Below are 19,116 nucleotides of genomic sequence, written 5' to 3' on the forward strand. Positions count from 1 at the left end.
CGATCAGCCTATGCCCCACTCGAAACGTACGGCCACCGGTGTGCTCGGAGGCCTGATGGGCCTCGTCGGCTTGAGCACCGTTGCGGGTCTCCTCGTCACGGCAACGATCACCCCGGCGATCGCGGTGTCCGGGTATGCGGCGTCGAGCGCGATCGAGATGTTCGACAAGATGCCGAGCTACCTCAAGATCGAGAAGCTCATGCTTCCGACGACGATCTACGCGAAGAACGACGACGGCAAGGACGTCAAGCTCACCGAGTTCTACGACCAGAACCGCATCCCGGTGACGTTCGATCAGGTCGCCCCGGTCATGTACGACGCGATCCTCTCGAGTGAGGACAAGAACTTCTATACGCACGGCGGCATCGACCTGCTGGGCACGCTCAGCGCGCTGGCGCGCAACGCGAGCTCGGGATCGAACCGCGGTGGCTCCTCGATCACGCAGCAGTACGTCAAGAACGTCCTCCAGCAGTCGTGCGAGGCGGAAGCCGTGGGCGCTGAGCAGGTTCGCGCGTGCTACGAGGAGTCGACGGCGAACAAGGGCACGCAGGGCTACCAGCGCAAAATCCAGGAGATGCGTTACGCGATCCAGCTGGAGAAGGAGTACTCGAAGGACGAGATCCTGATCGGGTACCTCAACATCGCGCACTTCGGTGGCACCGTCTACGGCATCGGCGCCGCGGCTCGCCACTACTTCGACACGACGCCCGACAAGCTCACGGTCGCTCAGGCGGCCGTCATCGCCGGCATGGTGCAGGAGCCGAACACGCTCCGCATCGACAAGCCGGGCGGCACGCTCACTGCGAAGGACGGCTCCCCTGTCAACGGCGAGGCCGACGGCTACCGCCTGACGAAGATCCGACAGGACTACGTCCTCAACCGCCTGCTGAAAGACAACAAGATCACGAAGGCTGAGCACGACGAGGCCATCAAGGCCCCGATCACCCCGAAGCTGACGTCACGTCCCCAGGGCTGCTCGGAGGCGAAGGGCGAGGAGTTCTTCTGCGCCTACGTCACCTCGATCATCCGGACCGACCCGGCCTTCGGTGAGACGAAGGAGGACCGGCTCGCGGCGCTTCGTCGTGGTGGTCTCAGCGTCTACACGACCCTCGACACCTCTCTCCAGTCGGCCGCGAACAAGGCCATCTCCGTCGTACCCGGAAGCGTCTCGTACATGAACCTCGGCGCCTCAGGTGTGCAGGTGGAGGTCGGAACCGGCCGCGTCCTGTCGATGGTGCAGAACCGCCCATGGAGCGACCAGGCGGACGACAAGACAACCACCCAGGTCAACTACAACGTCCCCGTCAAGAACGGCGGCGGCAGCCACTCGGCGGGATCGACCTATAAGGTCTTCAGCCTCATCAACTGGATGCAGCAGGGCCACTCTGTCAACGAGGTACTCAATGGACGCGTCGGCGAGAAGACAGTGCTGACCGGCTGTGAAGGGGGTACGCAGGAAGTCAAGACCGGTGAGGGCAAGGGCGCGATCGGAAACTTCGAGGGAAACCGTGGTTACACCGGGACGGTCGCCCGATTCACAAAGGACTCGCTGAACTCCGGCTTCCTCACGATGGCTGAGAAGATCTCCGTCTGCAGCACCAACCGCGTCGCCGGAGACCTCGGAGTCACCCTCGGCGACGGAAAGCCGCTGGATCAGTTCAACAACCCCTACGACGTCCTCGGGTCGCAGGCCGTCGCCCCGATCGACATGGCGAACGCCTATGCGGCGATCGCCTCGAACGGCACCCTGTGCGCCGCGAAGGCCATCGATCGCGTGGTCGACGCCAACGGCGATGAGCGTCCGATCCCTGACACGAAGTGCGAGCGCAAGATCAGCGAAGACGTGGCTGCCACGGCCGCATACGTGCTGCAAAGCGTGATGAGCGCCAGCGGCACCGGAAGTGGTGCGCGGACGTTCGACGGAGTACCGATCTTCGGAAAGACGGGCATCCACCAGTTCCTGCACACGTGGATGATCGGCTCCAGCACGAAGGTGACGACAGCGGTCTGGGTCGGCAACGTGGCGGGAGACGAGCGTCTCGAGAACCACTATGAAAGCGGCTACCGCCTGTCCCGCATCCGTAACTCCATCTGGCCCGCCATGCAGCGCGCCGCCAACTCGGAGTTCGGCGGCGGCGAGTTCCCGAAGCCGGCGAGCGAACTGACCAAGCGGTCGTATGCGAGTTTGCCGAGCGTCATCGGTCTCGACACCGACGCCGCTCGCCAGCGGATCGAGGACGCCGGCTTCAGCGTCAGCGTCGGCGACCCGGTGCCGTCCCCCGAGGCGGAGGGCACGATCGTCGAGCAGTCGCCCGGCGCGGGCCGTGTCGTGTCGGGAACGACCGTCACGATCAGCCCGAGTGATGGCAAGGGCGTCGTCGTCCCCGGCGTCAGCGGCAACCCGAAGGACGCCACCGCGGCGCTGAACGCAGCCGGGTTCTCGAACGTCACGCTGAGTTGTACCGACGACCCGGGCGCGCCGACGCAGGGCGTCGTGACCGGAACGGATCCCGCCGCCGGCGAGACCGTCGCTCGAGACGCCGCCATCACCCTCAACTACCAGGCCAAGGCCTGCGACGGCGGGGGCGGGAACGACGGCCCGGGCAACGGCAACGGCAACGGCGGCCCCGGCAACGGCAACGGTCCGTGAGGCCCGCCGCACAGACCGCCCTCACTGCGCTCGGCGCGGTGGGGGCGGTCGGCGTCGCCGCCGGCGTCTGGGGCGTCGGCATCGAGCGCTACCTCTTCACGCTCCGCCGCCATGACCTCCACGTCCTGCCGCCGGGCAGCCCGTCGGTGACCGTCCTCCACCTGTCCGACGCGCATATGGCGCCGTGGCAGCACCGCAAGCAACGCTGGATCGCAGAGATCGCCGACACGGTGCAGCCCGACCTGGTGATCAACACGGGCGACAACCTCGGTCATCAGGACGGGCTCGGCGGCATCCGTGCGGCCTTCGCTCCCCTACGCGGCGTGCCGGGCTTCTTCGTCCACGGGTCGAACGACAAGATCGCCCCGAGCGCCCGCAACCCCTTCAAGTACTTCGAGGGACCGTCGACGCACGTCGAATTCACGCCCTCGCTCGACACCGACGCGCTCGACGACTTCCTCACCGGACTCGGCGAGACACTGATCGACAACACGGCCGCCAGCATCCGTGTCGGCGGAGTCCGGATCGATGCGCTGGGTGTCGACGACGCCCACCGCGAGCTCGACGACCTCGACGCGGCATCGGCCGCCTTCCGCGCGCTCGGTGACGACGCGAGCGTCCGCCTGGGGGTCACGCACGCGCCCTACCAGCGGGTGCTCAACGCGTTCACGGATGCCGGTGCCGACCTGATCCTCGCCGGGCACACGCACGGCGGTCAGGTCCGCATCCCGTTCGCGAAGAAGGCCCTCGTCTCGAACTGCGACATCCCCCTCGATCAGGCCCGCGGCCTGACGCGGTGGTCGCACGACGGACGGACGGTGCCGCTCAACGTGAGCGCGGGTCTGGGCCATTCGATCTACGCCCCGGTGCGCTTCGGGTGCCGGCCCGAGGCATCCGTCCTGATCCTCCGCGCCCGACGCGCCGACGATTCGCCCGAGGGGCGGTCGGCAGGGTAAGCTTGGAGGGTTGCCACGGGGTGTGGCGCAGCTTGGTAGCGCGCGTCGTTCGGGACGACGAGGCCGCAGGTTCAAATCCTGTCACCCCGACCGCAGAGAGGCTCCGCCGGATACCGGCGGGGCCTTTCGCATCCCTCCCCGGAGGGGCCATCTCACCTCCCTCGAAACGGAGCATCATGACCTCTCCCCGCCTCGTCGCGTTCGACCTCGACGACACGCTCGCTCCGTCGAAGACGGCCATCGATCCGCGCATGGGCGACCTGCTCCTGCGTCTCGCAGAGCGCGTCGAGGTGGCGATCATCTCGGGCGGTCAGCTGCAGCAGTTCCAGACTCAGGTGGTCGACCGGCTCCCCGAGACGGATGCCGCGACCCTCGACCGTCTGCACCTCATGCCCACGTGCGGCACGCAGTACTACCGCCTCACGACGGACGGCATCGAGACGGTCTACGCGCTCTCCCTGACCGACGACGAGAAGTCCCGCGCCCTCGCCGCGGTCGAGGAAGAAGCGACGCGCCTCGGCCTCTGGGAGAGCGAGACCTGGGGTCCGATCCTCGAGGACCGGGGCTCGCAGATCACCTTCTCTGCGCTCGGTCAGTCCGCTCCCCTGGACGCCAAGACGGCGTGGGACCCCACCGGCGAGAAGAAGAACACCCTGCGCGACGCCGTGGCCGCCCGCATCCCGGACCTCGAAGTCCGTTCCGGCGGCTCGACGTCGGTCGACATCACGCACCGCGGTATCGACAAGGCCTACGGCATGCGCAAACTCGCGGAGCAGACCGGCATCCCCCTCGAGGACATGCTCTTCGTGGGCGACCGCCTCGACGAGCACGGCAACGACTACCCCGTCCTGGCCATGGGTGTGACCTGTCACGCCGTGGAGGGCTGGGAGGACACCGCCGCGTTCCTCGACGAGCTGATCCCGACCCTCTAGGCCTCAGCGCAGGCGTCCGCCCGATTCGCGCAGGTAGCAGCGCGCGCACATCGACTCGTACGTGACCCGGTCGGGCGACAGCTCGTCGATCGCGACCTGGTCGCCGTCGAAGACGAAGCGCCCGCTGACCAGGCGCGCGTTGAAGAGCGCCTTGCTGCCGCAGCGGCAGATCGTCTTGAGCTCTTCGAGGCTGTGCGCGAGTTCCATGAGTCGCGCCGACCCCGGGAAGGCCCGGGTCTGGAAGTCCGTGCGGATGCCGTAGGCGAGCACCGGGATTCCATCGCTCACCGCGACCCGCAGGAGGTCGTCGATCTGCTCGGGCTGAAGGAACTGCGCCTCGTCCACGAGCAGGCAGGCCACGTCGGTGCGGACGTCGGGCACGAGAGCCGCCTCGGCCTCGCGCTGCACGCGACGGCGGTGCTCGGCGAACAGCTCGCGGGCGTCGTCGTCCGGACCGATGAGGAAGTCGACCGTGCGTTCGACGCCGAGACGGCTCGAGATCTGGTCGGCCCCCTTCGTGTCGATCTCGGGCTTCGCGAGAAGGACGTGCTGGCCGCGCTCCTCGTAGTTGAACGCCGCCTGCAACAGGGCCGTCGACTTGCCCGAGTTCATCGCGCCGTAGCGGAAGTACAGCTTCGCCACGGGCGCGACTCAGACGTTGATCTGCAGCGCGGCTGCCGTCTTCTGCAGCACCTCGTGAGCGGTGTCAGGAGCACTGTTGAGCGTCTGACCGTACGTCGGAATCAGCTCCTTCAACGTCGACTCCCACGCGGCGAGCCGGTCGGGGAAGCAGGTCCTCAGCAGACCAAGCATGATCGACGCACCGGTGGAGGCACCCGGGGACGCACCCAGGAGGCCTGCGATCGACCCGTCGGCGGAGCTGACGACCTCGGTGCCGAACTGCAGCACGCCGCCCTTCTTCGGGTCCTTCTTCATGACCTGCGCGCGCTGGCCGGCCTGCAGCAGCTCCCAGTCCTCGTCACGCGCGCTCGGCATGAAGTCGCGGAGGGAGTCGACCTTCTTGCCGTGACCCTTCAGCAGCTCGCTGACGAGGTACTTGATGAGGCCCGGGTTGTCGATGGCGACCTTGAGCATCGGGAGGATGTTGCCGGGGCGCACCTGGGCGACGATGTCCGTCATCCGGCCGTTCTTCAGGAACTTCGGGCTGAACGTGGCGAACGGACCGAACAGGAGGGATGCCTCACCGTCGACGACGCGGGTGTCGAGGTGCGGGACAGACATGGGTGGCGCGCCGACGGAGGCCTGCGAGTAGACCTTCGCCTTGTGCTGCGCGACGAGCTCGGGCTTCGAGGTCTTCAGCCACTGGCCGCCGATCGGGAACACGCCGTAGCCCGAGATCTCGGGGATGCCGGAGCGCTGCAGGAGCTTGATGGCCCAGCCGCCCGCACCCACGAAGACGAACCGCGCCCGCACCTTTCCGGGCGTCCGGCCGACCGTCTGGCGGTAGGTGACCTCCCACGTGCCGTCTTTCTGGCGCTTGAGGTTCCGTACCTCTCGGTTGGTCTCGACATCCACGCCGGAGGCGGCGAGGTGCTCGAAGAGCTGGCGGGTGAGCGAGCCGAAGTCGACGTCGGTGCCCGCGGGGACGCGGGTGGCCGCGAACGGCTCGCCCTTGCGACGCTTCTGCATGAGCAGCGGCGCCCACTCGTTGATGACGCGGGAGTCCTCGGAGTACTCGATGCCGGCGAACAGAGGCTGTTCCTTGAGCACCTCGTAGCGCTTCTTGAGGAACGCGACATCCTTCTCGCCGCGGACAAAGGTCATGTGCGGCGTCGCGTTGATGAAGGTGGACGGCTCGTCGAGGACGCCGCGCTCGATGAGGGCGCTCCACAGCTGACGCGACTGCTGGAACTGCTCGTTGATGCCGATCGCCTTCGAGGGATCGATCGTGCCGTCGGAGGACTCGGGCGTGTAGTTCAGCTCGCAGAGGGCGGCGTGGCCCGTCCCCGCGTTGTTCCACGCGTTGGAGGACTCCTGCGCGACCTCGGAGAGGCGCTCGAAGACGCCGATCTTCCAGTCCGGCTCGAGCTGCTGCAGGAGGGTGCCGAGGGTGGCGCTCATGATGCCGCCGCCGATGAGCAGCGCGTCGTACGTCTCCGTCGGACTCACTGCGGCGGGGCTGGTCGCCGCGGCGTTCTCTGCGGCGTGATCGTCTGCTCCGGGATTGTCAGTCACGGTCATCCAGTCTACGTCGCCGCTACGGTCCGGGTCGCCGCCCGCCGCCGGTCGAGGCGGCAGGAATGCGTGTTCTTTCCCCTGATGAAAGGCGGATGCCGGGTGCCCGACCGCGCGCGGCGGGACCCGGCATCCGTCTCAGACGCGGGCGGCCAGGTCGGCGGCGACGAGCTCGGCGATCTGGACCGCGTTGAGCGCGGCGCCCTTGCGGAGGTTGTCGTTGCTGATGAAGAGCACGAGACCCTTGCCCTCGGGCGCGGACTGGTCGGCGCGGATGCGTCCGACGAGGCTCGGGTCGGCTCCGGCCGCCGCCAGCGGCGTGGGGACGTCCGCGAGGGCGACACCCGCGGCATCCGCGAGGACCTCACGGGCACGGTCGGGCGTGATGTCCTCGGCGAACTCGGCGTGGATCGAGAGCGAGTGGCCCGTGAAGACGGGGACGCGCACGCACGTGCCGGCGACGCGGAGGTCGGGGAGTTCGAGGATCTTGCGGCTCTCGTTGCGGAGCTTCTTCTCCTCGTCGGTCTCGTTCTCGCCGTCGTCGACGAGGCTGCCCGCGAAGGGGATGACGTTGAAGGCGATCGGCGCGACGTACTTCTGCGGCTCGGGGAAGTCCACCGCGGCGCCGTCATGGACGAGCCCGATGGCGCCGCCCTGGGCGACGACGGACTCGACCTGGCCGAGGAGCTCCTCGGCGCCGGCGAGGCCGGAGCCCGAGACCGCCTGGTACGTGCTGACGGTGAGCCGGACGAGGCCCGCCTCGACGTGCAGCGGCTTCAGGACGGGCATCGCCGCCATCGTCGTGCAGTTCGGGTTGGCGATGATCCCCTTGGGCAGGTCGTGGATCGCGTGCGGGTTGACCTCGCTGACGACGAGCGGCACCTCGGGGTCCATGCGCCAGGCGCTCGAGTTGTCGATGACGACCGCGCCGGCCTCCGCGAAGCGGGGAGCGTGGGCGCGGGATCCGGTGGCCCCCGCCGAGAAGAGGGCGATCTGGATGCCGCTGGGGTCCGCCGTGGCGACGTCCTCGACGACGACCTCATGGCCGTCGACCACGATCGTGGAGCCCGCCGAACGCGCCGTCGCGAACAGACGCAGCTCGCGGATCGGGAAGGCGCGGTCGACGAGGATGTCGCGCATCACCGTCCCGACCTGGCCGGTGGCGCCGACGACGGCGACGGAGAATCCCGATTCAGAGAAGACGGTCATGGTGCGGTTCCTCGAGGGTGCGGCGCCGCGCGACGGGACGTCGCGGCAGGGCGCAGGAGAGCGGGTTCCGGCGATTCTACCGGCGCACCGGGTACCGCGATCCGCATGTGTCGCCGCGGGACGTCGCTCAGTGCCGTGAGCGGCGCAGCACCAGGTCGCGCCGCATCACGTCGACGGCGAACGCCGCGACGGGGATCACCGAGACGGGCCCCAGCCAGGTGTCCTCGGCACCCGTCGACATCATGACCGCGAGGAGGACGACCCACCACGCGACCGAGGCGAGCGCGAGTGCGAGACGCCACCAGGTGTCGGCGAAGAAGTAGCGGAACCGCTCCGCGATCGTGACCGGCGCTCGACGCATCACGGCTCCCTTTCACCCGCAGAAGACGGCGCACCCGCCGTCGCTCGAGACGCTACTCCCCCGCGATCGACGAGGCCAGACGCGTCAGCGACCGGTGCCGGCGTGGACGACGGCTTCGGTGTCGCCGTCGAGTCCGTAGGCGGTGTGCACGACGCGCGCCGCCTCGGCGAGGTCGTCGCCGCGCACGACGACCGAGATGCGGATCTCCGAGGTCGAGATCATCTCGATGTTGACGCCCGTCGTCGACAAGGCCTCGAACAGCGTCGCCGAGACGCCCGAGTGCGTACGCATGCCGGCGCCCACGACCGAGAGCTTGCCGATCTGGTCGTCGTGGACGAGCTTGTCGAAGCCGACCGCGCTCTGCTCGACCGAGAGCGCGCGCAGCGCCGTCGACGCCTCGGCCTTGGGGAGAGTGAAGGAGATGTCGGTGCGGCCGGTCGCGGCAGCCGACACGTTCTGCACGATCATGTCGACGTTCGCGCCGGACTTGGCGACGATCTTGAAGATGTCGGCGGCCTTGCCGGGGACGTCCGGGACGCCGACGACGGTGATCTTGGCCTGGCTGAGGTCGGTGGCGACACCGGTGACGATGGGCTCTTCCATCTCTTCTCCCTCTTCGTGGTCGGGGGCGGTCATCCCCGCACCGAGAACATAGGTGCCGATGCCCGAACTGAAGGTCGAGCGGGCGTGAATCATGACGCCGTGGCGGCGGGCGAACTCGACGGCGCGGATGTAGAGCACCTTCGCCCCGTTCGCGGCCAGCTCGAGCATCTCCTCGGACGTGACGGTCGCGAGCTTGCGTGCCTTCGGCACGACGCGGGGGTCAGCCGTGAAAATGCCGTCGACGTCGCTGTAGATCTCGCAGACGTCGGCGTTCAGCGCGGCGGCGAGGGCGACGGCGGTCGTGTCGGACCCGCCGCGGCCGAGCGTCGTGATGTCGCGGGTGTCGCGACTGAACCCCTGGAAGCCCGCGACGATGACGATGGCTCCCTCGTCGAGCGCCTCGCGGACGCGAACCGGAGTGACGTCGACGATGCGCGCGGCTCCGTGGGAGCTGTCGGTGATCATCCCGGCCTGGCTGCCGGTGAACGAGCGCGCCTCGAAGCCCATCGAGTTGATCGCCATCGCCAGCAGCGCCATCGAGATCCGCTCGCCACTGGAGAGCAGCATGTCGAGCTCGCGCGGCGCCGGCAGGGGCGAGACCTGGGAGGCCAGGTCGAGCAGCTCGTCGGTCGTATCGCCCATCGCGCTGACGGCGACGACGACGTCGTGACCGGCACGTCGGGCGTCGACGATCCGCTTCGCGACGCGACGGATGCTCTCGGCGTCGGCGACGGACGAACCGCCGTACTTCTGGACGATCAGGGCCATGTCGGATACTCCCGGGTGGATGCCGGGCGCAGCCGGCGGGCGGTGACGCACGCCCGCTCCCATCCTAGGGAGGACGACGTACGCGCTCGGCCATGTGACGCCCGCCGGAGCACCTCATTTAGGCTGGACGGCATGGGACGACGCCAGTTCTTCACGTCGCTGCAGGCGCTCGTCCGGTCCCCCGAGAACTCGGCGCCGCACACCGAGATGCTGCCGGTGATCGACGACGCCTTCGCTGTCGGAGTCCTCGATCTCAGCATCCGCATCGGGGAGTCGATGCTCGCCTCGGGGGCGCCCGCGAGCGAGGTCACCCTCACGATCGTGCGGGTCGCCGGCGTCTACGGACTCGACCCGGTCCACGTCGATGTCAGCTACAACTCGATCACCGTCGCGCACCACCGGAGCGGCGCCGACAAGCCGATCACGCTCATGCGCGTCGTCCGCAGCCAGGCCCCCGATCACGCCCGCCTGCAGCGACTGCAGGCCCTCGTCACCGAGATCAGGGGCGGGATGCCGGTCGAAGCCGCCCGCGCCGAGTTCCGCATCGTGCGCCGCACGCCCTTCGCCTACCACCCGCCCGTCATCATCGCCGCGCAGGCGCTCCTCGCGGTCGGCGTGGCGGTGATGTTCGGCGCCAACTGGCTCGTCATCCTCCTCTCCTTCATCGCCGCAGGAGGTGCCGCGATCACGCAGTTCCTCCTCGGCCGGGTCCACGTTCCCTTCTTCTTCAGCCAGGTCGCCGGCGCGTTCGTCCTGACGCTCATCGCCGCCGTCGCTCCGAGCCTCGAGGCGACGGGGTGGCCGGTCGCGCAGGACATCAAACCGACGGTGATCGTCGCGTCGGGCATCGTGCTGATGCTCGCGGGGCTCACCGTGGTGGGCGCCGCGCAGGACGCGATCGACGGTTTCGCCCTGACGGCGACGGGCCGCATCCTCGAGCTCATGACGCAGACCCTGGGCGTCGTCCTCGGCATCCTCGCGGGACTCGAGACCGCCCGGGTGGTCGGAGCCGGGATGGACGTCCCCAACGACTCGCTGCCGTTCGGCCCCCTTCCGCTGCAGTTCGTCGGCGCGGCTCTCATCGCCGTCTCCGTCACGATCTACAACGGAGCAGGACTGCGCGTCGTCGCGGTCAGCGTGGGCCTCAGCGTCGTCGCCTGGGCGGGGTACACCGCGGCATCCGGTCTCGGCTTCGAGACGGCGGCCGCCAGCGGCGTCGGCGCCTTCGCGGGGAGCCTCGTCGGCATTCTCGCGGCCTACCGGCTGCACGTGCCGTCGGTCGCGATCACGACGGCGGCGATCCTCCCCATGGTCCCCGGAGCCGCCGTCTTCCGCGGTCTCCTCGGCGTCGTCGAATCGGGCAGCAGCACCGCCCTGCTCCTGTCGGGCTTCACGACCCTCGCGTCGGCAGCGACGGTGGGGATCGCCCTCGCGGTCGGCGCATCGCTCGGCATCTACGTCGGTCAGCCGCTGCGCGCCTCGCTCGGCACCGTGATCCGTGCCCGGGCACGTGAGCGCTCCTGACCTCCCCTAGGCTCGCCGCATGAGCTCTGCGAGTGACGAGATCTGGAACCGTGCCGTCGACCTCGACGAGCCCATCTCCCTGCCCGGCGACCTCGCCGTCCGACGGGTCCTCACCTTCCACGCTACGGTCCAGGGCAGCGGCTTCTGGAACGCGATCGAAGCGCACTCCGCAGATGAGGAGTTCCCGCTCGACGCCGTAGCCGAGGGCTACCGCACGCTGGGTCTCGAGCCGACCGCCGAAGCCGTCGACCGCGCCGCAGCCGAGTACGACGAAACCGCGGGCATCGGCGACGACGATGCGTGGCGCGAAGCCGAGGAGCGCGTCACCGAGGAGTACCGCATCGAGGACGAGGACATCGCAGCCGCCGTCGAGCGTACGCTCGCGCAGGAGCCGGAGCTGTTCGCCCCGACCGACTGAGCTCAGACCGCGCGGCGACCCTCGAACGCACGACCGAGGGTGACCTCGTCGGCGTACTCGAGGTCACCGCCGACCGGAAGACCCGATGCAAGCCGGGTGACGCTGATCTCGAGCGTCCGAAGCAGGCGACTGAGGTACGTCGCCGTCGCTTCGCCTTCGAGGTTGGGGTTGGTCGCGAGGATGACCTCGGTCACCGTGCCGTCGGCGAGTCGCTGCATGAGCTGCGCGATCCGCAGATCGTCGGGGCCGATGCCCGCCATCGGACTGATCGAGCCGCCGAGCACGTGATACAGCCCGTGGAACTCACGGGTGCGCTCGATCGCCGAGACGTCCTTGGCGTCCTCGACGACGCAGATGAAGGTGCGGTCGCGGCGCGGGTCGCGGCAGATCGAGCACTGGGTCTGCTCGGAGACGTTGCCGCAGATCTCGCAGAACCGCACCCGTTCGCGGAGCTCGGACAGCAGCTGCGCCAGTCGCGACACGTCGAAGGACGGGGTCTGCAGGATGTGGAACGCGATGCGCTGCGCCGACTTCGGTCCGATGCCGGGAAGGCGTCCGAACTCGTCGATCAGGTCTTGGACGATGCCGTCGTACATGGGTCAGTTGAACCTCGTCGGAGGGGTGTACGGCTCTTCTCGGACGAAGCGCGCACCCAGGAGCTGGCGGACGGCGGCCTCGCCGACCCTCTCGATCCCTCCGGGACGGGGTCCGCGGGGCGGTTCCGGCGCGAGCCGGGGAGGCGGCGTCCGCACGGGGACCGGCGCGTCGGCGTCCACGGGAGGCGGCACGTCGTCCTCGTCGTCGTCGGTCGGCGCCTCGGCGGGAAGGACATCGCCCTCGCGCTCCACGGTGAGCGTACGGACGGGCGACGGTGCGGCATCCTCGGGCTCGTCGTCCACGGGGAACTGGGCGGACGGAGCGCCGTCGGTGGGGATCGGGGCGACCGCCCACTCGGTGACGGGCGCTGCCGCAGCCGGCGCGGACCGGGGCGCCGAGGCGGGACGGGATGCCGCGGCAGGGGTGACCCCGTACCCGCCCTCAGGTGCGTCGGGCTCGGGGGGCACGTCGGGACCGACGCCCCCGGGCGGGGGCGGGGTCGGATCGGTGTCGTGACGGGTGAGGTACTTCACCCGCACGCCGAGCACCGACAGGATCGCGGTGCGAAGATCTTCGCTCGGCCCCTTGCCCGCGGAGAGCTTTTTGAACGATTGCACGTCGGAGTGGCTCTGGAACGAGAGGGTCAGGATATCGCCCTCGGCGTACGCGACCGGGCGCGAGGCCGTCGCGATCATCCACGAGGTGCGACTGATGTCCTCGAGCCGGCGGAGGATCTCGGGCCAGGAGTCGCGGATCTGCTCGAACGTGACGGGCCCGGTGGGCACCGCCGGCTCGGGAGCGGCGGCGGGCGCGGGCGACGCGGGTTCGGCGACAGCGGAGGACGCGGGAGCCTGCGCGACGGCCGGAGCGGGTGCCGTGGCCGGCGCGTGGGCGACGGCTGGTGCCTGCGCAACGGGAGGTGCCGCGACGGGAGGTGCCGTGGCGGGAGGGGGTGACTGCGCCGGAGCCGCCGCCTGCACCGGTGCAGCGGGAACGGGCGCTGCGTGAGCCCCGGCATCCGTCGCCGCGAGGACGCGCGCGACGAGGAGCTCCAATTGCAGGCGGGGCGAGGTCGTACCCGTCATGTCGTCGAGAGCCGTCACCACGAGGTCGGCGATCCGCGAGAGCCGATCGGTGCCGAAGGCCGCCGCCTGGCGGGCCATGCGCTCAAGCTCGTCGACCGGCACGCCGCGCAGCACGGCGCGGGCGCCCTCGCCGGTCGCGGCCACGATGATGAGGTCGCGCAGGCGCTCGAGCAGGTCGTCGACGAAGCGTCGCGGATCCTGCCCCGTCTGCACGACACGGTCGACGGCGCCGAACGCGGCCGCGGCGTCATGGGACGAGAAGGCGTCGACGACCTCGTCGAGAAGCTCGGCGTGCGTGTATCCGAGCAGCGCGACGGCACGCTCGTAGCCGACGGCACCGTCCTCGGACCCGGCGATGAGCTGATCGAGCAGCGACAGCGTGTCACGCGGCGACCCGCCGCCCGCACGGACGACGAGGGGCAGGACGCCCGGCTCGACCGAGACGCCCTCGGTCTGGCAGAGCTGCTCGACGTACTCGAGCATCGCGGCCGGCGCGACGAGGCGGAACGGGTAGTGGTGGGTGCGCGAGCGGATCGTCCCGATGACCTTCTCGGGCTCGGTCGTCGCGAAGATGAACTTGACGTGGGCGGGCGGCTCCTCGACGAGCTTGAGCAGCGCGTTGAAGCCCTGCGCCGTGACCATGTGGGCCTCGTCGAGGATGAAGATCTTGAAGCGGTCGCGGGCGGGCGCGAACACCGCGCGCTCGCGCAGATCGCGGGCGTCGTCGACGCCGTTGTGGGATGCCGCGTCGATCTCGACGACGTCGAGGGAGCCGCCCCCGCCGCGGCTGAGCTCGACGCACGAGTCGCATGTGCCGCACGGGGTGTCGGTGGGGCCCTGCGCGCAGTTGAGACAGCGCGCGAGGATGCGCGCCGACGTCGTCTTGCCGCAGCCGCGCGGACCCGAGAAAAGATACGCATGACCGACGCGGTCGCTGCGGAGCGCCGTCATGAGGGGCTCGGTCACCTGGCTCTGCCCGATCATCTCGCCGAAGGTCTCCGGGCGATAGCGGCGGTACAGAGCGGTGGTCACCACAACAGACTACGGCGTGGCACCGACATCCGATCCGGCGCCCGCCCGTCGACCGCGGCGGCGATCGCGTCGCGGTCGGCACCCGCGGCCAGCATCGCGGCCAGGAGGATGCGCGCCTGACCCGGCCGGAGGGTCGGCGAGTGCACGGCGCCCGCTGCGGCGAGGTCGGCTCCGCCTCCTCCCCCGCCGTAGGACGGGACGAGCACCCCCCGCGGCACGCGGCTCGACACGATGACCGGGATGCCGCCCGCCACCGCATCGCGAACCGCCGCCACGACCGTGGGGGTCGTGTTCCCCGACCCGAGCGCCTCGAGGACGATCCCGTCGGCGCCGGCGGTGAGGCTCGCCCGCAGGTGCACATCGTCGGCACCCGGCGGGAGCGCCACGACGTCGACCCGCACCCCCGACACGTCGCCCGTCGCGTGCGGCGGCGCCCCGGCATCCCGCCGTGCGTGGCCGAAGGCGTCGGCGCGGTCGGTGGTGAGCTTCGACAGCCCCCACGTCGAGAGGATGCGGCCGCCGAAGGCGACCCACACGCCGGGGACCGCGGCCCGGGTCGCCGCCAACGCGACCCGGATGTTGTCGGGGCCGTCGGACGCGGGGTCGTCGGCGGTGAACTGGGCACCGGTGAAGACGACGGGGATGCGCGGGGCGCCGACCTGGATCGCCGCCAGGAGCGAGGTCTCCTCCAGGGAGTCCGTCCCGTGCAGGACCAGGACGCCGCGCACCGCGTCGTCGGCGACGGCGTCGGTCACCGCGTCGACGATCAGCTGCATGTCCGCGAGGGTGAACGTCGCCGAGTCCGCGGCGAGCGCGTCGACGACCCGGACGTCGTCATCGGGGGCGAGCCCGTGGAGGAGAGCGCCCCCGCCGAGGACGGGAGCGCTCGATCCGTCCGGTGACCGGCGGCTCGCGATGGTGCCGCCGGTCGCGATGACGACCAGGTGCTGTGCGCTCACGCGCCGCTCTCGTCGGTTCGCTGCAGGGCGGCGAGGGTGCCGGTCTGCTCGGCCGCCAGCATCCGGATGCGGTCGCGCAGCAGAAACCATCCCCCGATGAGCGCCGGCACGATGACGATGAGCGAGCCCACGGTGAACGTCCCGATCGGGAAGTCCAGTGCCATGAGGACGATGACCGAGACGAGGAACACGAGCGTGATCCATCCCGTGTAGGGCGCCCCCGGCATCCGGAACGAGGGGCGTTCCATCACTCCGGCCCGCGCCAACCGCTGGAGCTTGATCTGGCAGAGGATGATGACGCCCCAGGCGCTGATGATGCCGAGTGCCGACACGTTCAGGGCGATCTCGAACGCCTGGGAGGGCACGACCGCGTTCAGGACGACCCCGAGCAGGGTCACGGCCGCGGTGACCGCGATGCCCATGTAGGGGACGCCGGCGCGGTTCATGCGCATGAGGGGCGCGGGAGCCGAGCCCGTCACGGCCATCGAGTGGAGGATCCGGCCGGTGGAGTACAGCCCGGCGTTCAGCGACGAGACGACGGCGGTGAGGACGACGAGGTTCATGATGACGTCGGCGCCCTCCACTCCGATCGAGCCGAAGAAGGTCACGAAGGGGCTCTCCCCCGACTTGTAGCTCGTGAACGGCATGAGGAGCGTGAACAGCAGCACCGAGCCGACGTAGAAGACCGCGAGGCGGAACACGACGGCGCGGATCGCCTTCGGCATGATGGTGCGCGCGTTCTCGGTCTCGCCGGCGGCCGTGCCGACGAGTTCGATCGACGCGTAGGCGAAGACGACGCCCTGCACCACGATGAGGGCGGGCAGGATGCCGTTGGGGAAGACTCCGCCGTTGTCCGCGATCAGGTGGAAACCGGGGGTCGTCCCTGCGACGGGCGTACCGGTGACGACGAAGAAGATGCCGACGACGAGGAAGGTCACGAGCGCGGCGACCTTGATGATCGCGAACCAGAACTCCAGCTCGCCGAACACCTTCACCGACAGGAGGTTCATGGCGAGGACGAGGACCAGCGCGACGAGGGCGAAGACCCACTGCGGGGTGCCGGCGAAGGCCGGCACGTACTGCTTGAAGAAGTTCATGTAGAGCGCGACGGCGGTGACGTCGGCTACCGAGGTCATGGCCCAGTTGAGCCAGTACATCCAGCCGGCGGCGAACGCCATCTTCTCGCCGTAGAACTCGCGGGCGTACGAGACGAACGACCCGGTCGACGGGCGGTGGAGGATCAGCTCGCCGAGCGCGCGCATCACGAGGAACGCGAAGACGGCGCAGACCGCGTAGACGAGGACGAGTGCGGGACCCGCCGTCGCGAGCCGGCCGCCGGCCCCCATGAACAGGCCTGTGCCGATCGCGCCGCCGATGGCGATCATCTGGATCTGACGCGGCCGGAGGCCCTTGTGGAAGCCCGCACCCTCGGCCTGCGCGATCGAGGCCGTGCGGAGCATCGCGGCATCCGTCTTCGGGGAGGTCGACTCCGTCGTCATGGGTTCTCGCTTTCGTTGCCGCGCGGCGCCGTCGCCGTCCGGGATGTGATATCTGCCTTACAGGTCTGGGAACACTGAACACCTGAGACGGCGGATTCGTCAAGTTTTCCTCGTGAAGAATGTTTAATCTGTCTGATAGGTTTGCGGCGTTCGGCCACCTCGAGGAAGAGAGCGACATGACGACGACGCGTACCGAGCACGACCTTCTGGGCCCGGCGGAGATCCCCGCAGACGCGTACTGGGGGGTCCACACCTCGCGGGCCCGCGACAACTTCCCCGTGACGGGCGTCCCCATCGGCACCTACCCGTTCCTGCTGCGAGGGCTCGCCTTCGTCAAGGAGGCGGCCGCGCTCGCCAACCGCGACCTGGGCCTGCTCGACACCGCTCGCGCCGACGCGATCGCGGCGGCCTGCCGCGAGATCCGGGGCGGCGCCCTCGCGGACCAGTTCGTCGTCGACGTGATCCAGGGCGGGGCCGGGACCTCGACGAACATGAACGCGAACGAGGTCATCGCCAACCGCGCCCTCGAGCTCCTGGGTCACGCGAAGGGCGAGTACGCGCACCTGCACCCGAACGATCACGTGAACCTGAGCCAGTCGACCAACGACGCCTATCCCACGGCGATCGACGTCGCGCTCGTCGAAGGCGTCGACGGACTGGATGCCGCGATGGGCGTCCTCCACGACGCGTTCGCGGCCAAGGCCGCCGAGTTCGGCGGCTACGTGAAGATCGGCCGCACGCAGCTGCAGGATGCCGTGCCGATGACGCTCGGGCAAGAGTTCGGTGCGTTCGCGGTCATGCTCGACGAGGACCGCCTGCGCCTTCGCGAATCGGCCCGGCTGCTGCTCGAGGTCAACCTCGGCGCGACAGCCATCGGCACGGGACTCAACGCACCGGCCGGCTACGGACCGCTCGCCGTCTCGCACCTCGCCGCGCTCACCGGGCGCCCGTTCACCCCCGCGACCGACCTGATCGAGGCCACCCAGGATCCCGGCGCCTTCGTGCACCTGTCGGGGATGCTCAAGCGCATCGCGGTCAAGCTCTCCAAGACGTGCAACGACCTGCGGCTGCTGTCATCGGGGCCGCGCGCCGGCCTCGGCGAGATCACCCTCCCCGCCCTCCAGGCGGGCTCGAGCATCATGCCGGGCAAGGTGAACCCCGTCATCCCCGAGATGGTGACGCAGGTCGCGTACACGGTGATCGCCGACGACCTCGCCGTCACCCTCGCCGCAGAGGCGGGCCAGCTGCAGCTCAACGCCTTCGAGCCCGTGATCGTCCGGGCCCTCTCGCAGAGCATCGCGCACCTGACCGCCGCGTGCCGTCTTCTCGCCGAGCGGTGCGTCAGCGGCATCCAGGCCCGTCCCGACGTCATGGCCGCGCGCGTGACCGATTCGATCGGACTCGCGACCGCCCTGAACCCGCTCATCGGTTACCGCGCGGCGACCGAGGTCGCCGGCGAGGCGCTGCGCTCGGGACGCTCGGTTCCCGAGGTCGTCCTCGAACGGGGACTCCTCGACCCGGCCGCGCTCGCGGCGGCGCTCAGTCCCGAGAAGCTGGTTCCGACAGCGGGCTGACGACGCGCTCGACGGCACCGAGGTGCGCGCGCATGGCCTCGCGCGCCTCGATCGCCGAGCCGATGCCGATGGCTTCGGCGATGGCGCGGTGCTCGCGCGAGGACGGCTCGCGGCGGTGGGCGATGAGGTTCACGACGCCCGACTGGTGGCTGAGGGCGTCACGGATATCGCCGACGGCGCGGGCGAAGACCGCGTTGCCGGATGCCTCGGCCACCAGCACGTGGAAGCGCGAGTCGAGCTCGACCCACTCCCCCGGGTCGGTGGTCGCGTCCATGCGGTCGCAGAGCGCGACGAGGTCGGCGCGCTGCTGATCGGTCCGGCGTTCCGCCGCGAGGCCCGCCGCGGGCACTTCGATGTGGGGACGTGCTTCGCTGAGATCGCGAGGCGAGAAGTCGCCGTAGCCGAGCGAGAGTGCAGGGCGGTCGGAGGCGACGTAAGTTCCGCTCCCGGTGCGCGTGCGGGTGAGTCCGAGCGCCTGCAACGAGCGGAGGGCTTCGCGCACGCTCGGGCGGCTGACGCCGTACTGCTCGGCGAGCGCGGCCTCGGAGGGCAGCCGTTCGCCGACCGCGAGGCGACCGGCGACGATGTCCTCGCGGAGCCCGTCGAAGACCCCGTCGGCGGCGCGGGCACCGACCGACGCCGAGCTCATCGGGCTCCCCCGGTCCGCCTCGTCACGCATGCCATCCGGTCAGCCTAACGGGCGCGCGGTCGGGGCGGCCCGGGCGACCGCGAGGGGGAACAGCGCGGGCACCG

The 19,116-nt window shown here is 69.8% G+C and carries 16 protein-coding genes and 1 tRNA gene; 7 read left to right on the top strand and 10 right to left on the bottom strand.

Annotation, left to right across the window (positions count from 1 at the left end; all coding sequences use genetic code 11):
• The first annotated feature begins 10 nt into the window (after window positions 1-10).
• The 4 genes from AC4NN1_RS07690 (at window position 11) to AC4NN1_RS07705 (ending at window position 4,538) form a co-directional block, all read left to right on the top strand.
• Window positions 11-2,650 carry a transglycosylase domain-containing protein gene (locus tag AC4NN1_RS07690; protein WP_018187045.1) on the top strand — a complete coding sequence of 880 codons (2,640 nt, stop codon included), beginning with the start codon at window positions 11-13 and terminating at the stop codon, window positions 2,648-2,650.
• The gene (locus AC4NN1_RS07695; protein ID WP_311859297.1) at window positions 2,647-3,606 is read left to right on the top strand and encodes a metallophosphoesterase; all 960 of its coding nucleotides are present in this window, start codon (window positions 2,647-2,649) and stop codon (window positions 3,604-3,606) included. Before AC4NN1_RS07690 ends, AC4NN1_RS07695 begins: the two co-directional genes overlap by 4 nt.
• 16 nt (window positions 3,607-3,622) lie before the next feature.
• Window positions 3,623-3,696, top strand: a tRNA-Pro gene (locus tag AC4NN1_RS07700).
• 86 nt (window positions 3,697-3,782) lie between these two features.
• The gene (locus tag AC4NN1_RS07705) at window positions 3,783-4,538 is read left to right on the top strand and encodes an HAD-IIB family hydrolase (RefSeq protein ID WP_018187043.1); all 756 of its coding nucleotides are present in this window, start codon (window positions 3,783-3,785) and stop codon (window positions 4,536-4,538) included.
• Window positions 4,539-4,541: 3 nt separating this feature from the next.
• On the opposite strand, the gene AC4NN1_RS07710 is transcribed toward AC4NN1_RS07705, so the two are convergent.
• From AC4NN1_RS07710 to AC4NN1_RS07730, 5 genes are all read right to left on the bottom strand, one after another.
• Window positions 4,542-5,180, bottom strand: a complete 639-nt coding sequence (locus tag AC4NN1_RS07710; protein WP_018187042.1) for a thymidine kinase — start codon at window positions 5,178-5,180, stop codon at window positions 4,542-4,544.
• Window positions 5,181-5,189: 9 nt separating this feature from the next.
• On the bottom strand, window positions 5,190-6,740 hold the full coding sequence (locus AC4NN1_RS07715; RefSeq protein WP_491954959.1) for a malate:quinone oxidoreductase: 1,551 nt from the start codon (window positions 6,738-6,740) through the stop codon (window positions 5,190-5,192).
• A 132-nt stretch (window positions 6,741-6,872) separates the two neighbouring features.
• Window positions 6,873-7,943, bottom strand: coding sequence for an aspartate-semialdehyde dehydrogenase (locus AC4NN1_RS07720; RefSeq protein WP_491954960.1), 1,071 nt, complete (start codon window positions 7,941-7,943; stop codon window positions 6,873-6,875).
• A 127-nt stretch (window positions 7,944-8,070) separates the two neighbouring features.
• Complete coding sequence (locus tag AC4NN1_RS07725; protein WP_336123273.1) at window positions 8,071-8,304, bottom strand: hypothetical protein; 234 nt, start codon at window positions 8,302-8,304, stop codon at window positions 8,071-8,073.
• An 84-nt stretch (window positions 8,305-8,388) separates the two neighbouring features.
• A complete protein-coding gene (locus AC4NN1_RS07730) occupies window positions 8,389-9,675 on the bottom strand; it encodes an aspartate kinase (protein ID WP_018187037.1) in 1,287 nt (428 codons plus the stop codon).
• Between the two features lie 132 nt (window positions 9,676-9,807).
• Between AC4NN1_RS07730 and AC4NN1_RS07735 the strand changes: the two genes are divergently transcribed.
• Window positions 9,808-11,199 carry a threonine/serine exporter family protein gene (locus AC4NN1_RS07735; RefSeq protein WP_311859284.1) on the top strand — a complete coding sequence of 464 codons (1,392 nt, stop codon included), beginning with the start codon at window positions 9,808-9,810 and terminating at the stop codon, window positions 11,197-11,199.
• Window positions 11,200-11,218: 19 nt separating this feature from the next.
• Window positions 11,219-11,617, top strand: a complete 399-nt coding sequence (locus AC4NN1_RS07740; protein WP_116228298.1) for a DMP19 family protein — start codon at window positions 11,219-11,221, stop codon at window positions 11,615-11,617.
• 2 nt (window positions 11,618-11,619) lie between these two features.
• Here the strand turns inward: AC4NN1_RS07740 and recR are convergent, their stop codons facing one another.
• The 4 genes from recR to AC4NN1_RS07760 are packed head-to-tail and all read right to left on the bottom strand — an operon-like array spanning window position 11,620 to window position 16,789.
• Window positions 11,620-12,213, bottom strand: coding sequence for a recombination mediator RecR (recR, locus tag AC4NN1_RS07745; RefSeq protein WP_018187034.1), 594 nt, complete (start codon window positions 12,211-12,213; stop codon window positions 11,620-11,622).
• 3 nt (window positions 12,214-12,216) lie between these two features.
• Window positions 12,217-14,331, bottom strand: coding sequence for a DNA polymerase III subunit gamma and tau (locus AC4NN1_RS07750; RefSeq protein ID WP_491954961.1), 2,115 nt, complete (start codon window positions 14,329-14,331; stop codon window positions 12,217-12,219).
• On the bottom strand, window positions 14,328-15,290 hold the full coding sequence (locus AC4NN1_RS07755; protein ID WP_491954962.1) for an asparaginase domain-containing protein: 963 nt from the start codon (window positions 15,288-15,290) through the stop codon (window positions 14,328-14,330). Before AC4NN1_RS07755 ends, AC4NN1_RS07750 begins: the two co-directional genes overlap by 4 nt.
• The gene (locus AC4NN1_RS07760) at window positions 15,287-16,789 is read right to left on the bottom strand and encodes an amino acid permease (RefSeq protein ID WP_491954963.1); all 1,503 of its coding nucleotides are present in this window, start codon (window positions 16,787-16,789) and stop codon (window positions 15,287-15,289) included. The genes AC4NN1_RS07755 and AC4NN1_RS07760 overlap by 4 nt, the downstream gene beginning before the upstream one ends.
• A gap of 176 nt (window positions 16,790-16,965) precedes the next feature.
• Between AC4NN1_RS07760 and AC4NN1_RS07765 the strand changes: the two genes are divergently transcribed.
• Window positions 16,966-18,363 carry an aspartate ammonia-lyase gene (locus AC4NN1_RS07765; protein WP_116228295.1) on the top strand — a complete coding sequence of 466 codons (1,398 nt, stop codon included), beginning with the start codon at window positions 16,966-16,968 and terminating at the stop codon, window positions 18,361-18,363.
• Here AC4NN1_RS07765 and AC4NN1_RS07770 read toward each other — a convergent pair.
• Window positions 18,329-19,042, bottom strand: a complete 714-nt coding sequence (locus tag AC4NN1_RS07770; RefSeq protein ID WP_491954964.1) for a FadR/GntR family transcriptional regulator — start codon at window positions 19,040-19,042, stop codon at window positions 18,329-18,331. The genes AC4NN1_RS07765 and AC4NN1_RS07770 overlap by 35 nt on opposite strands.
• Between the last annotated feature and the right edge of the window lie 74 nt (window positions 19,043-19,116).

The organism is Microbacterium sp. MDV22-iso44 (assembly GCF_058629135.1).

What these genes read in the sequence shown, in the direction of transcription:
- AC4NN1_RS07740 (WP_116228298.1), top strand. Translation starts at nt 11,219, where the DNA reads ATGAGCTCTGCGAGTGACGAGATCTGGAACCGTGCCGTCGACCTCGAC.
- AC4NN1_RS07765 (WP_116228295.1), top strand. Translation starts at nt 16,966, where the DNA reads ATGACGACGACGCGTACCGAGCACGACCTTCTGGGCCCGGCGGAGATC.
- AC4NN1_RS07690 (WP_018187045.1), top strand. Translation starts at nt 11, where the DNA reads ATGCCCCACTCGAAACGTACGGCCACCGGTGTGCTCGGAGGCCTGATG.
- AC4NN1_RS07705 (WP_018187043.1), top strand. Translation starts at nt 3,783, where the DNA reads ATGACCTCTCCCCGCCTCGTCGCGTTCGACCTCGACGACACGCTCGCT.
- AC4NN1_RS07735 (WP_311859284.1), top strand. Translation starts at nt 9,808, where the DNA reads ATGGGACGACGCCAGTTCTTCACGTCGCTGCAGGCGCTCGTCCGGTCC.
- AC4NN1_RS07770 (WP_491954964.1), bottom strand. Translation starts at nt 19,042, where the DNA reads ATGCGTGACGAGGCGGACCGGGGGAGCCCGATGAGCTCGGCGTCGGTC.
- AC4NN1_RS07715 (WP_491954959.1), bottom strand. Translation starts at nt 6,740, where the DNA reads ATGACCGTGACTGACAATCCCGGAGCAGACGATCACGCCGCAGAGAAC.
- AC4NN1_RS07725 (WP_336123273.1), bottom strand. Translation starts at nt 8,304, where the DNA reads ATGCGTCGAGCGCCGGTCACGATCGCGGAGCGGTTCCGCTACTTCTTC.
- recR (WP_018187034.1), bottom strand. Translation starts at nt 12,213, where the DNA reads ATGTACGACGGCATCGTCCAAGACCTGATCGACGAGTTCGGACGCCTT.
- AC4NN1_RS07720 (WP_491954960.1), bottom strand. Translation starts at nt 7,943, where the DNA reads ATGACCGTCTTCTCTGAATCGGGATTCTCCGTCGCCGTCGTCGGCGCC.
- AC4NN1_RS07730 (WP_018187037.1), bottom strand. Translation starts at nt 9,675, where the DNA reads ATGGCCCTGATCGTCCAGAAGTACGGCGGTTCGTCCGTCGCCGACGCC.
- AC4NN1_RS07760 (WP_491954963.1), bottom strand. Translation starts at nt 16,789, where the DNA reads ATGACGACGGAGTCGACCTCCCCGAAGACGGATGCCGCGATGCTCCGC.